Raw genomic sequence first — 14,511 nt, 5'->3', positions numbered from 1 at the left:
GCGCCAGCGCGCCGGCCACCACGACGGCCGCGGCCACTGGCCGGCTCAGCCGTGAAGAGGCGCATCGGGAGCAGCAGGGGAGCGGCTGCCAGGCTTTCGGCCGCCGTCGTTGGCCATGAGCCAGCCCGACAGCTGTCGTACGGCCGCGTCGATCTCGTCATGCGCGTAGTGATCGGGGTCCCACCCGGCGTACAGGGAGATGGCCAGCGGACGGCCCTGGGCGGTCAGGGGGCGCACGCTCAGGTCGAACTGCGGATGGTCGACGACCACGCACACGCCGTGGCCCGCGGCGGCCAGGGCCTGGGCCATGGCCTCGGACTGCGGCTCGAAGGCGGGCCTGAGCGGCGTGCTCTGCTCGTACAGGATGGTGTCGAGAGCGCGCCGCACGGCGCTGGCCCGGCTGCTGACGATGACCGGGTGGTCGAGCAGACCCGCCAGCTCCAGGTCGCCTCCCTCCTGGGCGACGGGGTGGGAGGCGGGCATCTGGGCACTGATCCGACGGCCGCCCAGCCGCCGTGCCGCCATGCCGCCGGGCGGCGGAGCGGTGGAGATGCCGATGTCGACGTCCCCGGCCAGCAGCCGCTCGTACACCTGGTCCGGCTCACAGCCCCGGGCGTCGGTGAAGGGGCCGCCGAGCTCGGCGACGTACGGGGCGATGAGATGCGTGATGGTGGAGTTGGGGCAGGCCACGCGGAACTGGAGCGGGCTCTGCCCGGACACGGCCTGCAGCAGTTCCGTGCCCTGCGCGGCCCGCAGCGTGAGATCCCGGGCGACGGGTACGAAGCGGCGGCCGGCCGCCGTGAGCTGGACCCCCGTGCTGGTGCGCCGGAGCAGCTCCGCGCCCAGTTCCCGTTCGAGGGAGCGCAACTGCCGCGAGACGGAGGGCTGGGCCACATGGACGCGCGCGGCGGCGGCCGTCATCGAGCCGGTGTCCACCACCGCCAGGAAATACCGCAGGACCCGCAGTTCCATCGTGCCTCCGTCGTACCGCGACCGCGTCGCCGCCGTGTCTTCACCGCCCGGCCACGGCACCGTATCCCCGCCCGGACCCGGCCATGCCTCCGAGGTATGACCGTACAGCTCAGAAGGTACTGGACCGTATGGCCGATCGGCCACGAAACTATGGCCGACCGGACAACACCGTTCGAACGGGCACCGCAGCGTCGCGGTCAACGCAGGACCTTGTGCCGCCTCGCGCCGCGCACAGGTCACATCCCCCGCCGGCACCGCCGCTTATCCCCGGAGTCAGCCATGTCCCAGACCGCATCCGCCGCCGGCCGCAAAGCCAGACAGGCCACCACCGCGTCCTTCATCGGGACCGCCGTCGAGTGGTACGACTTCTACATCTACGGCACCGCCACCGCCCTGGTGTTCGGCAAGCTGTTCTTCCCCACCGCCAGTCCCACCGCCGGCACCCTCGCGGCCTTCGCCACCTTCTGGGTCGGCTTCCTGGCCCGCCCGCTGGGCGGACTGATCTTCGGCCACATCGGTGACCGCGTGGGACGCAAGAACGTCCTCGTCACCACCCTCGTCCTGATGGGGACCGCCACCACCCTCATCGGCCTGCTGCCCACCTACGCCACCATCGGCGCCGCCGCGCCGGTCCTGCTCGTCCTGCTCCGCGCCGTACAGGGCATCGCGGTCGGCGGCGAATGGGGCGGCGCGGTGCTCATGGCCACCGAGAACGCCGAGCACAAGCGCCGAGGCCTCGCGGGCATGTGGGTCCAGCAGGGCTCGCCGGCCGGGTCCATCCTGGCGACCCTCGTCTTCATCGCCGTCGGAAACCTGCCCGACGACGCGTTCATGACGTGGGGCTGGCGCGTCCCGTTCCTGCTCTCCGCCCTGCTGGTGATCATCGGTCTGGTGATCCGGCTGAAGGTCACCGAGTCCACCGACTTCGAGAAGGCCAGGCAGCAGGAGGACGCCGCCCCGAAGATCCCCGTGGTCGAGCTGTTCCGCACCTCCCGCGTGCTGGTCCTGCTCGGTGTGGGTGCCAGCGCCATGGGCATCTCGTCCGCGTACTTCACCAACACCTTCGTGCTGTCCTGGGCCACCAGCGACCTGGGCGTGCACCGGCAGACCATGCTCGACATCCTCCTGATCCTCGCCGTCCTGCAGTTCCTGTGGCAGCCCCTGGCGGCCCTGCTCGCCCAGCGCGTGGGAACGGTGCGGGTGATGGCGGGCGCCCTGATCGCCAACATCGTGGTCGCGGTGCCGATGTTCCTCCTGATCGCCACCCGCAACAGCACACTGATCGGGGTGGGACTGGCCCTGGGCGTCCTCACCGGATGCAGCTACTACGCGCTGCTGGCCGGCTTCCTGTCCCAGGCGTTCCCGGTCAAGGTCCGCTACACCGGCGTCTCCCTGGCCTACCAGCTGTGCAGCACCATCATCGGCGGCTCGACCCCCTTCGTCGCCCAGTGGCTGCTCACCCGGGGCGCCGGCCACTGGCCGGTGGTCGGCTACTACATCACGCTCCTGCTGCTGACCACGGTCAGCGTGCTGGCCCTGGCCCGGTACCGCTCGGGTCACCGCGACGACGCCCCGGGGACCGACGCCCGGGAGCAGCGGGAGAGCCTCCCCACCGTCGCCTGAACCGGCCACACGCCCGAACCCCATTCCTAGGACCCAAGTCATGCACCTGGACGCACTGTTCACCAACGGCCGCTTCACCACGCTCGACGCGGACCGGCCCACCGCACACACCCTCGGGGTCTTCGGGGGCCGCGTCGTCGGCCTCGACGAAGAGGTCGCCGGATGCACCGCCGACCGGGTCCACGACCTGGGGGGAGCCCCGGTGGTGCCCGGCTTCAACGACGCCCACCAGCACCTGAGCATGCGAGGCCGCCGTCTCCTCGAACTCGACCTGCACGCGCGGACCGTCCCCACCCTCGACGCCCTCTACGCCGCGGTACGCGAACGGGCGGCGCGGCTGGGCCCCGACGAGTGGCTCTTCGGCGCGGGCTACGACCAGAACAAGATCGGCGCCCACCCCACGGCCGAAGCCCTGGACGAAGCGGCCCAGGGGCGCCCCGTGTGGCTGGAGCACGTCTCCTGCCACATGGGCGTGGGCAACACCGCGGCCTTCACCCGCGCCGGCTTCACCGACCGGCTGGGTGTCCCCGACCTCGACGGCGGCCATGTCGAACGCGACCCGGACGGCAGGGCGGTCGGCCTGCTCCAGGAAACCGCCCAGCACCTGGTGACCCGGGCGTTCCGCCCCTCGCCCCTCGACTCGGTCGTCGCCGCCATCAAGGCCGGCAACGACCAGGGCGTGACCGAGGGCATCACCAGCCTCACCGAGCCGGGCATCGCCGCCGCCGAACACGTCGGGCACGGCCCGGCCGACCTGCACGCCTTCCACCGGGCCGTCCAGGAAGGTGCACTGAGCATCCGCACCACGGTCATGCCCTACATGACCGTCCTGCACGACATGGGGGCCGTCGGGGACGGTGACACCTGGTTCGGGCTCGACCTGGGCCTGCGCAGCGGATTCGGCGACGACCGCCTGAAGATCGGCGCCACCAAGATCGCCACGGACGGTTCGCTCATCGGCCGCTCGGCACACATGTGCTGCGGCTACCACGACGAACCCGACAACGTCGGCTTCCTCCAGTTCGACGAGCAGTGGCTGCACCACACGATCACCCAGGCGCACCGGTGCGGCTGGCAGATCGCCGCCCACGCCATCGGGGACGCCGCCATCGACGTCGTCCTGGACGCCTTCGAGGCCGCGCAGGCCGCCCACCCGCGCCGGGACGCGCGCCACCGCATCGAGCACTTCGCCGTCGCCTCCGACAAACAGGTCCGCCGCCTGGTGGAGAACGGCGTCGTCCCCGTGCCGCAGGGGCGCTTCGTCTCCGAGATCGGCGACGGAATGATCACCGCGCTGGGTCCCGAACGCGCCGAACTCTGCTACCGCATGCGCAGTCTCCTGGACGCCGGGGCCGTCCTGCCCGGCAGCAGTGACGCCCCGGTCGCGCACGGCAGTCCGCTGCTCGGCATCCACGACATGGTCAACCGCCGTACCGCGGGCGGCGCCCCGCTGGCCCCCGCCGAGGCGCTCACCCCCGAACAGGCCCTGTACGCCTACACCGTGGGCTCCGCCTACGCCGAACACGCCGACGACCGCAAGGGCCGCCTCTCCCGTGGCATGCTGGCGGATTTCGCGGTCCTCTCGGACGACCTGCTGACCGTCGACCCGCGGCGGATCGACACCCTGTCCGTCGGTGCCACGGTGATCGGCGGAACCGTGGTCCACGACACCGGCGCCCTGTCCGGGTAGGACACCCCCGGGCGCGGTGACCTGCCGTCAGTGCTGGTGCTGGTGCCGGCTCCGAGGCTGAGGCTGAGGGGCGGGCTCGGGTTCGGACTCGGGTTCGGGTGTTGGGGGAGGAGTGGTGGCGGCGCGGCGGAACAGGGCCGGGGTCCACCAGTTGGCGCGGCCCAGGAGGATCATCGCGGCGGGCAGGACCACCGCGCGGATGAGGGTCGCGTCCAGCAGGATCGCCGCAGCGAGGCCGACGCCGAGCTGCTTCATGTCGAGGGTGGACAAGGTCGCGAAGATGGCGAACACGGCGACCATGACCACGGCCGCGCCGGTGACCGTGCCGGCGGAGCCGGTGATGCCCCGGGCCACCGCCTCCCGGGTGGGCACACCCTGCTGGACCAGTTCCCGGATCCGGCTGACCACGAAGATGTGGTAGTCCATCGACAGGCCGAACAGGACGACGAACAGGAACAGCGGGAGCCAGGTCACGATCGCCCCGTTGGACTCGAAGCCGAGCAGGCTCTCCGCCCAGTGGTGCTGGAAGACCAGGGTGAGCAGGCCGTACGAGGCGCCTGCCGAGAGGGTGTTGAGGAGGATCGCGGTGAGGGCGACGACCGGGGAATGGAAGATCGCCATCAGCATGAGGAAGGTGAGCAGCAGGACGAAGCCGATCGCCCAGGGCATCGCGTCCGTGGCGTCCTCGGTGAAGTCCGCGGTCAGCGCGACCGGTCCGCCCACCGCGTGTTCTGTGACCGTGATCTTCGCCAGGGCCTGCGGCAGCAGTCGTTCGCGCAGCAGGCGCAGGGCGTGCTCGGCGTCGGGGGTGCCCGCGCGGTGGGCGACGCCCAGGTCGACGGCCGTCACCGTACGGTCGGCCGAGGTCCTGACCTCGGCCGCCTGTTCCTTGGTGAACTCCGTTTCGCCGGAGACCTGTCGGGCGAGTTCGGTGAGGGCGTCGGCGGCCTGGCCGGCCTCGGCGGGCGGGGTCAGCAGGACGACCCGGAGCGAGGAGCCGGTACCGGGGTAGGCGGCCGTGAGGCGGTCGTAACTCTGCATGACGGGCAGCGAGCGGGGCAGGTCGGAATCGTCGAGGAGCTTCAGCTTCATGCCGGTGGCAGGGGCGGCCAGGGCCAGCAGGGCGACCACGGAGAGGGTGAGCGTCGCGGCGGGCCGGCGCAGCGCGGGGCGCAGTACCACCGGCCAGAAGCGGCCCTCGCCGCCCCGGCGGTCGGCGGTCAGGCGCCAGATCAGCGGGACCCTCGGGCGCTCCAGCCGGGAGCCGAGTCCGGCCAGCAGGGCGGGAAGTACGGTCACCGAGCCGAGGACCGCCACGGCGACGACCAGGATCGCGCCGATGGCCAGCGAGTGGAAGGTCGAGCTGTCGGAGACGAACATGCCGCACATGGCGACCGACACCGCGAGGCCGGAGACGACGACCGCGTGCCCCGAGGTGGCCGCCGCGATCTCGACGGCGTCGGCCCTGTTCCGGCCGAGCGCGCGTTCCTCACGGTCCCGCCGGAGGTAGAACAGCGAGTAGTCCACTCCCACGGCCATGCCGATCAGCAGGATCACGCTGTCCAGCACATCGGTGGCCGGTACGAGTTGGGACGCCAGGGCGGACAGGCCGATGGCCGCGCCGACGGAGGACAGCGCCAGCAGGACGGGGACGCCGGCCGCGAGCAGCGCGCCGAACGCCACCAGGAGGATGCCGAGCGTGACGGGGATGCTGACCAGTTCCGCCTTGCGGAAGTCGCCGGTGAGGCGGCTGTCGAGGGCGGCACTCAGGGAGGCGTCGCCCACCTGTTCCACGCGCAGCGCGGGGTGCGCGGCAGCGGTGGCGTCGGTCGCGTCGAGCAGGGGCTGGACGGCGGCGCCGGCGTCGTCTGCGGAGCCGGCCATCGTCACCCGGACCACCAGCGCCGAGCCGTCCTGGGCGCCGACGGCCTCGGAGACATCCGCGACCTGGGGCAGCTTCTCAAGACGGGCCGTCACGTCGGCCGCGGCCTTCCGGGCGTCCGCCTCGTCCAAGGGGCCTTTGCGGGCGGTGACGAGCACGTTCTCCCGGGCGGGATCCGTGAGCTCGGCCGTGTCCTCCATCTCGGCGGCCCGCAGTGCCTCGCCGGTGGCCAGGCCCATGTCGTTCACCCGGGTGCCCACGGCCGCGCCCGCACCGACGCAGAGCACGACGAACAGCACCCAGGCGCCCACCGCCCACCAGGGATGTGTCGCGCTCAGACGGGCTATGCGTACCGTCGCCCCGGTGTGCTTTCCCGTCGGGGCCGAAGCGTCCGGGCGGCCTGCCGGTTGGTCCATCGTGATCTCCTGCGCTGAGCGTGGTGCCGCGCGGCCCGCTGCCGCGCAGCACCCATTCAGCCGGGAATCGCGCCGTTGATCGTCACTCGTCGCCTCCTGCTTTTGGCGCCGGTGATGGTCCTTGTGAGGGACCCGGCGCGGGGCCCGGTCACTCCGAAGAATGAGGTGTTCGGGAAGGCGTGAACCCATGCGTGCGTGAGGGTGTGTCCGGCGTGTCAGCGGAGCGCGCGGCGAGCCAGTACGGCGGCCTGGGCGCGACTCTGGCAGCCGGTCTTGGCGAGCATCCGGCTCACATGTGTCTTCACCGTGTTGAGGCTGACGACGAGCCGGTCTGCGATGTCGGCGTTGCTCAGACCGTCGCCGACGAGCCGCAGGACGTCCCGTTCCCGTGCGGTCAGGCCGGTGAGCCGGGCGAGGTCGCCGGAGTCCGGGCGGCGCCGGGCCGCGAGGTGACTTTCGATGATGCGGTCGGTGACGGCGGGGCTCAGGGTGCGCTGTCCGGCGGCGGCGGCGCGCACGGCGGCCGTCAACTCCTCGTAGGAGCTGCTCTTCAGCAGGAATCCGGCGGCGCCGGCCGCGAGCGCCCGGTCGACGTATTCGTCCAGGCCGAAGGTCGTCAGTACGAGGACCTGGGCGCGGCCCGGGCCCAGCAGGCCTCGGCGGTCGAGTTCGCGCAGGGTCCACAGACCGTCACGGCGCGGCATGCGGATGTCGAGCATCACCACGTCGGGGCGCAGCCGCAGACACAGGTCGACGGCCTCCTCGCCGTCTCCGGCGGTACCGGCGACGCTCACGCCGCTCTGGACACCGAGGATGGCCGCCAGGCCCTCTCGGATGATCCGTTCGTCGTCGACGACGAGGACGGTGATGGCTTCGTCAGGCACGGGCGATGTCCTGGGGTCTCTCATGCGTCGGTGTGGTCGGTCGGGTGGTCGTCCCGCTGTCCGGGTCAGTGCTCGCGCCATTGCTCATGGCAGTGGTTGTGCCGGTGTTCGTCGGAGTGTTCACGGTCAGGGTGGCCGACACCTTGAAGCCGCCCTGTGGGGTGGGGCCGGTGTCCAGTCGCCCGCCCAGTGCCTCGACGCGTTCCCTCATGCTGATCAGGCCCAGGCCCGCGCCCCAACCGTCCTCAACTTGCCTCCTCGCAGGGTTTGTTGGGGTCGGCGGGGTGTTCTCCACCTCGCAGTGTACGGTGCCGGTTCCGGCGTGGACGGTGACTCGTACGGCCGATCCCGGAGCGTGACGGCGGGCGTTGGTGAGGGATTCCTGCACGATGCGGTAGAGGGTGAGCTGTACCGGCCTCGGCAGGTCTTGCGACGCGGTGAGGCGTGCGTCCACGTCGGCGTCGATCCGGGTGCCCGCGGCTCGGCCCCGGTCGAGGAGTTCGGGCAGGTCGGCCATGCCCGGCAAGGGCTGCAGGGGTGCGTCGTCGTCGTGGACGCGCAACACCCGCAGCAGGTCACGCAGTTCACTGCCCGCCTGGCGGCCCGCGACGGCGAGTCCGTCGATCTGCGGGCGGGCCCAGTCGGGCAGTTCGGCGCCGCGGGCGCGCAGGGCCTCGGCGCGTACGACGAGCAGGGTGAGGGAGTGCGCGACCACGTCGTGCATCTCACCCGCTATCCGGACCCGCTCCTGCTGGGCGGCCTGCTGTTCGCGCAGTTCCTGTTCACGGGCCATGGCGTCCACCCTCCGTACGACCGCGGAGTGCTGGGCCCGGTGGGTGCGGGCCGCGTTGCCCAGTGCCCAGGCCAGAGGCAGAGGTGCGAGCACGGCCAGCACGTCCGGGCCGGCCTGGTGGTCGGGCGGCGCGGTCAGGAGGTTGGCCCAGGTGCCGGCCGCGACGACGACGGCGCCGCCCAGCAGTGCCAGAACGGTGCGGCGGCCGTCGAGGGAGCGGCTGCCGATGTTGTAGAGGCAGACCCCGAGAGGGAGCGCGGCGAGCGAGGACAGACGTGTCTCGTGGGCCGCGCCTATGACGATGGTCGTCACCAGCGCGCAGATGGCGACCAGGAAGACGGCCGCCGGGGCTCGGCGGCGCAGCAGCAAGGCCGCCGCGGTCACGATGTCCAGCGCTGCCAACAGCCCCCAGCCGAGCACGGTTCCGTCGGTGCTCGCCTGCATCAGCACCGCGGGACACAGCGCCAGCAGCACGAGTCCGCCGTCGACTGCGCACGCCGGCCGGCCGATCCGCCTCGGCGTGGGCGTGTCCGTCATCGGTACGTCCGTCATGGAGGCGACCCTAATGACCTTCGCCCGGCCAGTCGTCACTCCTTGGGACCAACACGGTTGCGTGCAGGCGGCGTTCGGCATGGGCACCTCGGCGCCGCGGATCGCTACGAGGTGGGTTCGGAGAGCCTGTCGGCCCGCGTCCTGAGTTCACCCACGGCTAGGTCAGCACCGGCACAGCGGTGATCGGCGGGGGAGGACGGCGTTGCCTGAACTGGACGGGGATCGGCAAGAGCCGGCTGCTGCGTGAAGTCCTCGCCTCCCGTAAAGGGCGCGGACTCCGCACCCTGATCGGGACCTGCCCCGAGCTGCGTGTGCCGTACACCCGCGGCGCTGTCGTGGACGCCGTCCGCGACGGGGTCACGATGTGGCGGAACTGGGGCTCAGCGACCTGAGCGGCGCGCTGCGGGACCGGCTGACCGCGCCGCCCAGGGTGACGTTCCTGAAGGTCGAGACCAGCTACGACGGCGGTAAGAGCTGGCACCGGGCGGCCTCCAAGGGCGCCGGGACGAACACGTTCACGGCGACCATCCACCACCCCGGGCGCAAGCAGGCCGCCCAGGAGGTCGGACTGCGGATCACCGCGGCCGACAACAAGGGCGACACGGTCGAACAGACCCTCCCCACGGCGTACAAGCTGCGCTGACCGCATGGGCGCCGCCGCCGCTCAGCCGCGGCGGCGCTACTGCGGCGGATGACCAGAGCGGCTGGCGTCAGCGGTTTCGAGGCGGGCTTCCGGCTTGAAGGCGGAGGCCGTCGAGGGTCAGGTCCAGAGCGGCGATGAACTGGTCCCGGTCGTCGTGCTCCGCGAACTCGTCGACGATCTGGTGCACGAACGGGAAGTCCGTGGCGTCGAGTGAGCGCCATCTCTCGGCGAAGCGGCCGAGGAACGCGTCGCGGTCCACGTCGCCGTCGAGCAGCTCCTGCGGCACTTCCATGCCCAGGTCCGCGGCCGTGCCGACCACGACGCCCGTGATGGCCGAGACGGCGTGGAACCGCTGCCGGGGTGTGAGGTCCAGACGGAGGGTCTGCTCACCGAGCCTCTCGTACAGCCGCAACGAGTTGCCCTGGATGTCGGTGTTACGCATGAAGTAGGCCGACAGCCACGGCCGGTCCACGATCGCGTCGAACAGGGTGATGGCCATCGTGCGCAGGTCGGCGATCGGGTCGTCGCTGTCGGGCTGCTCCTCGACGGCGGTCAGGACCCCGCCGATCGCGTGGTCGGTGGCGCGGTCGAGGAGTTCGTCCTTGTTCGAGACGTACCAGTAGATGGTGCCGACGCCCGTGCCGAGCCGGGCCGCGAGGGCACGGAACGTCAGCGCCGATCCGCCTGCCTCGTCGAGCAGGGCCACGGCCGCGGCGAGGACGGCCTCCATCGAGTGCGAAGCGCGCCTGCGTCCTCGGGGAGGTCCTTCGGCGGAGCGTGTTCGCGGGGGTGTCATAGCTCTCATCCAATCACAGCTTGCGCGACATCGAACGGCGTTCTACGGTGGAACCACGTTCCATCATCGAACAACGTTCGTTCATCGAATCGCGTTCCACGTCGGGCGTCGTCCGACGTGCGGCGACGCTCTGAAAGGAGGCCGGCCATGACTGCGACCACCGAGCCCGCTATCTCCCGTACCTATCCGTCGCTCCGCGCGGCATGGATCCCGCTGGCCGCACTCTGCCTGGCCTTCTTCGTCGAAATGGTCGACAACACGCTGCTGTCGATCGCGTTGCCCACCATCGGCCGTGATCTGGGGAGCGGCACCACCGCCCTGCAATGGGTCACCGGCGCCTATTCGCTGACGTTCGGCGGCCTCCTGCTGACGGCGGGATCCATAGCCGATCGCTTCGGACGCCGACGCGTGCTGCTGATCGGCCTCGCCGTGTTCGGCCTGCTGAGCCTGTGCGTCGTCGCCGTCGACTCCGCCGGGCAGCTCATCGCCCTGAGGGCCGGACTCGGCATCGCCGCCGCGGCCATGGCGCCCATCACCAACTCGCTCGTCTTCAGGCTCTTCGACGACCAGGCGCTGCGCATGCGCGCCATGACCTTGATGATCATCGTCGGCATGTCGGGATTCGTCCTCGGCCCTCTGCTGGGTGGTACCGCGCTCGCGCACGCCAGTTGGCAGTGGCTCCTGCTCGTCAACGCGCCGATCGCCCTCATCGCGGCCATCGGCGTGCGACTCGGCGTCGCGGCCGACCGGCCCGACGACCTGACCAAGGACCGGCTCGACCTGCCGGCCGCCGCCCTGAGCGTGCTCACCATCGGTCTGGCCTGTTACACGCTGACCAGCGGCGTCGAGCACGGATGGCTCTCCACCACCACGATCGTCTCGATCCTCGGCGCCGTGGCCGCGGGCATCGCCTTCGTCCGCCACGAGCGCCGCAGCGAAGCACCCATGCTGGACCTCAAGATCTTCTCCAGTGGGACTGTCCGCGGCGCGGCCATCGCGCAGATCGGTACGTCCATCGCGATGGCCGGCGTGATGTTCGGGCTCATCCTCCACTTCCAGTACGCCTACGGGTGGAGCCCCGTGCGGGCAGGGCTGGCGAACCTGCCGATCATCGTGACCATGATCGCCGCGACACCTCTGTCGGAATGGCTCGCGAAGAGGTTCGGACACCGCATCGCCTGCCTGGTCGGCGCGGCCTGCCTTGCCGGGGCGCTGGCCGGCCTCGCCTGGGGCGTCGACCACGGGTACGCGGCCATCGCCGTGTGCATGGTCGTGATGACCATCGGGCTGCGCACCGTCATGACGATCTGCGCCATCGCCCTGGTCGAGGCGATGCCGGAGAACCGCACCTCGATCGGCACGGCGCTCAACGACACCGCCCAGGAGGTCGGAACCAGCGTCGGCACGGCCATGGTCGGCACCCTGATCGCCGCCCTGGTCACCACCCGGCTGCCCGCAGGCGCGTGGAGCAGCGGCCTCGTGCACTCGTTCTTCCACGGCGAGCGGATCACCTACGCCGTGCTGGCGGTGATCGTCGGCCTGGTCGCGGCGGGAGGCGCCGCCACCCTCAGCGACTCGCACTCCGTCGAAGAGCCCGCCTGAGCAGCCCTCGGCGAAGCTGGGGCCTCAGCCGGCGTCGGCGCCGCGACAGCCCGGGTGCCCGCATGCGTGGGTGCCCGGCCTGTCGCGGCGCCCACGGGGCGCATGACCGGATCGACGTACTGGTCAACCACGCTGGCTGCTGCGCCCTCGCGCCCGACACCCCCGGGCACTACCCCCGAACAGCCCGTGGTGGTCACCCGCCGGCCCCGAGCCGCCGAACGCTCCACCACCCGGGCCCGCTCCAACGCCGCCGGCCTGGGCCGCCTCGCCGGACATGTCGCCGGGCCCCCGACTCGCGCCCGGCGACATGTCAGGCCCGGACGGCCCTGTACGGCGCTCCGTACGCCACCGACGCTGCCGAGCTCATCGGCCCCTCGCGGGCATCCGCCCCTACCTCGATGACCGCCACACCGACCCGGTCACGTCCCGGACATCCTCGACAACCTGCTCACGACGCCAGTGGCACACGACGCTGACACCCGTCACCGAGAGCCACCGGCACGGGCACGGAAGCTGATGCAGCAGGGCCGGCCGCGAACCACGTCGCCGACGCGCTGCCATCCGCCCCGTCGCAGTCCCGTACCTTCATGACGTTCCCGTTGATTCCCATGGAGAGGTCCCCGCATGGACAGCAGTGTCGAGACGCTGGAATTCCAGGCCGAGACACGCCAGTTGCTCCGACTGGTCATTCATTCGATCTACTCGAACAAGGACATCTTCCTGCGCGAGCTGATCTCGAACGCCTCGGACGCACTGGACAAGCTGCGGCTGGAATCGCTGACAGACTCCAGCCTCACCGAGGTCGGCACCGCCGACCTGCACATCTCGCTGGAGGCCGACAAGGACGCCCGTACACTCACCGTCCGTGACAACGGGATCGGCATGAGCCGGGACGATCTCGTGGACCTGATCGGCACCATCGCCAAGTCCGGTACCGCCGGCCTGATGGAGAAGATCAAGCAGTCCCAGGACGCGGCCACCGCCGAGAGCCTGATCGGGCAGTTCGGTGTCGGCTTCTACTCGGCCTTCATGGTCGCCGACAAGGTCACCCTGCTCACCCGGCGGGCAGGCGCCGATCACGGCACCCGGTGGGAGTCCGACGGCGAGGGCGCCTACACGATCCAGAGCGTCGACGACCTTCCCACGGGCACCTCCGTCACCGTGCACCTCAAGTCCGCCGACAGCGAGGACGACCTGGCCGACTACCTGTCCGAGTCGAAGATCCGCCAGATCGTCAAGCGGTACTCGGACTTCATCCGCTGGCCGATCCGGATGGCCACCGAGCGCACCGACGCCGACGGATCCGCCGCCCCCGGTGTCGACACCCTCAACTCGATGAAGGCCCTGTGGGCCCGGCCGCGCGCCGAGGTCACCCAGGAGGAGTACAACGAGTTCTACAAGCAGGTCAGCCAGGACTGGCTCGACCCTGCCGAGACCATCCACATGCGCGCCGAAGGAACCTTCGAGTACGAGGCGCTCCTGTTCCTCCCCTCCCAGGCGCCGTTCGACCTGTTCTCCCAGGAGACCAAGCGCGGGGTGCAGCTGTACGTCAAGCGCGTGTTCATCATGGACGACTGCGAAGCGCTGATGCCGAACTACCTGCGCTTCGTCAAGGGCGTCGTCGACGCCCACGACCTGTCGTTGAACATCTCCCGCGAGATCCTGCAGCAGGACCGCCAGATCCGCGGCGTACGCCGACGCCTGGTCAAGAAGGTCCTCGGCGCGATCAAGACCATGCAGGCGAACGACGGCGAGCGCTACACGAAACTCTGGGCGCAGTTCGGACGGGTGCTGAAGGAAGGGCTGATCGAGGACACGGACAACACCGAGGCGCTGCTGGAACTCGTGTCGGCCGCCTCCACCAACGATCCGCAGAAGACCACCACCTTGCGCGAGTACGTCGAGCGTATGAAGGACGGCCAGGAGGCGATCTACTACCTGACGGGCGAGACCCGTGCGACGGTGGAGAACTCCCCTCACATGGAGGCTCTCGCGGCCAAGGGTTACGAGGTCCTGATCCTCACCGACCCCGTCGACGAGGTCTGGGCCGACCAGGTTCCGGCCTTCGACGGGCACCCTCTCCAGTCCATCGCCAAGGGCCAGGTCGACCTCAACGAGCCGGCCGAAGGGGACCGGTCCGCCGAACAGGCCCAGCGCGAGCAGGACTACGCCGCCCTGCTGCCATGGCTGAGCACCACGTTGTCCGAGCACGTCAAGGACGTGCGCCTGTCGTCGCGCCTGACCACCTCGGCGGCCTGCATCGTCGGGGACGCCCACGACATGACGCCGACGCTGGAGAAGATGTACCGCGCGATGGGACAGCAGTTGCCGCCCGTCAAGCGGAGCCTGGAACTCAACCCCGCACACCCGCTGATCGTCGCCCTGCGCACAGCACACGAGGCCAACGCCGACGACCCCGCGCTGGCGGAGATCGCCGAGGTCATCTACGGCAGCGCACTGCTCGCCGAAGGCGGCGACCTGCCTGACCCGGCCCGCTTCACCCGCCTGCTGAACGACCGACTGACCCACGCCCTGTAGCCCACGGACACGGCCGGACATGGCCGGGCGTCCAACGCCAGACGTCCAACGCTCGGCGTCCGGCGTCCGGCCTGTCGGCCCGGGGCCCCGCGGGGGGGTCGGGGGCGTCCGCGCGGGGAC

10 protein-coding genes are annotated in these 14,511 nt (G+C 70.8%); 5 read left to right on the top strand and 5 right to left on the bottom strand.

What is annotated here, in order from left to right; translation table 11 throughout:
• Positions 1 to 45: 45 nt before the first annotated feature.
• Entirely contained in the window at positions 46 to 972 is a 927-nt protein-coding gene (locus tag ACFVH5_RS30965; protein WP_385837020.1) for a LysR family transcriptional regulator, read from the bottom strand.
• A 279-nt stretch (positions 973 to 1,251) separates the two neighbouring features.
• Between ACFVH5_RS30965 and ACFVH5_RS30960 the strand changes: the two genes are divergently transcribed.
• Positions 1,252 to 2,595, top strand: coding sequence for an MFS transporter (locus ACFVH5_RS30960; RefSeq protein ID WP_385837019.1), 1,344 nt, complete (start codon positions 1,252 to 1,254; stop codon positions 2,593 to 2,595).
• 40 nt (positions 2,596 to 2,635) lie between these two features.
• Complete coding sequence (locus tag ACFVH5_RS30955; RefSeq protein WP_385837017.1) at positions 2,636 to 4,285, top strand: amidohydrolase; 1,650 nt, start codon at positions 2,636 to 2,638, stop codon at positions 4,283 to 4,285.
• Between the two features lie 27 nt (positions 4,286 to 4,312).
• Here the strand turns inward: ACFVH5_RS30955 and ACFVH5_RS30950 are convergent, their stop codons facing one another.
• The 3 genes from ACFVH5_RS30950 to ACFVH5_RS30940 form a co-directional block, all read right to left on the bottom strand.
• A complete protein-coding gene (locus ACFVH5_RS30950) occupies positions 4,313 to 6,583 on the bottom strand; it encodes an MMPL family transporter (RefSeq protein WP_385837016.1) in 2,271 nt (756 codons plus the stop codon).
• 215 nt (positions 6,584 to 6,798) lie between these two features.
• On the bottom strand, positions 6,799 to 7,467 hold the full coding sequence (locus ACFVH5_RS30945; RefSeq protein WP_385837015.1) for a response regulator: 669 nt from the start codon (positions 7,465 to 7,467) through the stop codon (positions 6,799 to 6,801).
• On the bottom strand, positions 7,460 to 8,812 hold the full coding sequence (locus ACFVH5_RS30940; protein ID WP_385837014.1) for a histidine kinase: 1,353 nt from the start codon (positions 8,810 to 8,812) through the stop codon (positions 7,460 to 7,462). Before ACFVH5_RS30940 ends, ACFVH5_RS30945 begins: the two co-directional genes overlap by 8 nt.
• Positions 8,813 to 9,176: 364 nt before the next feature.
• Here ACFVH5_RS30940 and ACFVH5_RS30935 point away from each other — a divergent pair, with 364 nt between their 5' ends.
• Positions 9,177 to 9,455: a hypothetical protein gene (locus ACFVH5_RS30935; RefSeq protein ID WP_385837013.1), complete on the top strand. Its 279-nt coding sequence runs from the start codon at positions 9,177 to 9,179 to the stop codon at positions 9,453 to 9,455.
• A gap of 67 nt (positions 9,456 to 9,522) precedes the next feature.
• Here ACFVH5_RS30935 and ACFVH5_RS30930 read toward each other — a convergent pair whose 3' ends face one another.
• The gene (locus ACFVH5_RS30930; RefSeq protein ID WP_385837012.1) at positions 9,523 to 10,185 is read right to left on the bottom strand and encodes a TetR/AcrR family transcriptional regulator; all 663 of its coding nucleotides are present in this window, start codon (positions 10,183 to 10,185) and stop codon (positions 9,523 to 9,525) included.
• Between the two features lie 213 nt (positions 10,186 to 10,398).
• On the opposite strand from ACFVH5_RS30930, the gene ACFVH5_RS30925 reads away from it, so the two are divergent.
• Together ACFVH5_RS30925 and htpG are read left to right on the top strand one after the other, a co-directional pair.
• A complete protein-coding gene (locus ACFVH5_RS30925) occupies positions 10,399 to 11,853 on the top strand; it encodes an MFS transporter (protein ID WP_385837011.1) in 1,455 nt (484 codons plus the stop codon).
• 624 nt (positions 11,854 to 12,477) lie between these two features.
• A complete protein-coding gene (gene htpG, locus ACFVH5_RS30920) occupies positions 12,478 to 14,391 on the top strand; it encodes a molecular chaperone HtpG (RefSeq protein WP_385837010.1) in 1,914 nt (637 codons plus the stop codon).
• Positions 14,392 to 14,511: the final 120 nt, after the last annotated feature.

This window comes from Streptomyces sp. NPDC127119 (assembly GCF_042677425.1).
Classification (GTDB): Bacteria; Actinomycetota; Actinomycetes; order Streptomycetales; family Streptomycetaceae; genus Streptomyces.
This window is presented reverse-complemented; position numbering and strand designations above follow the sequence as displayed.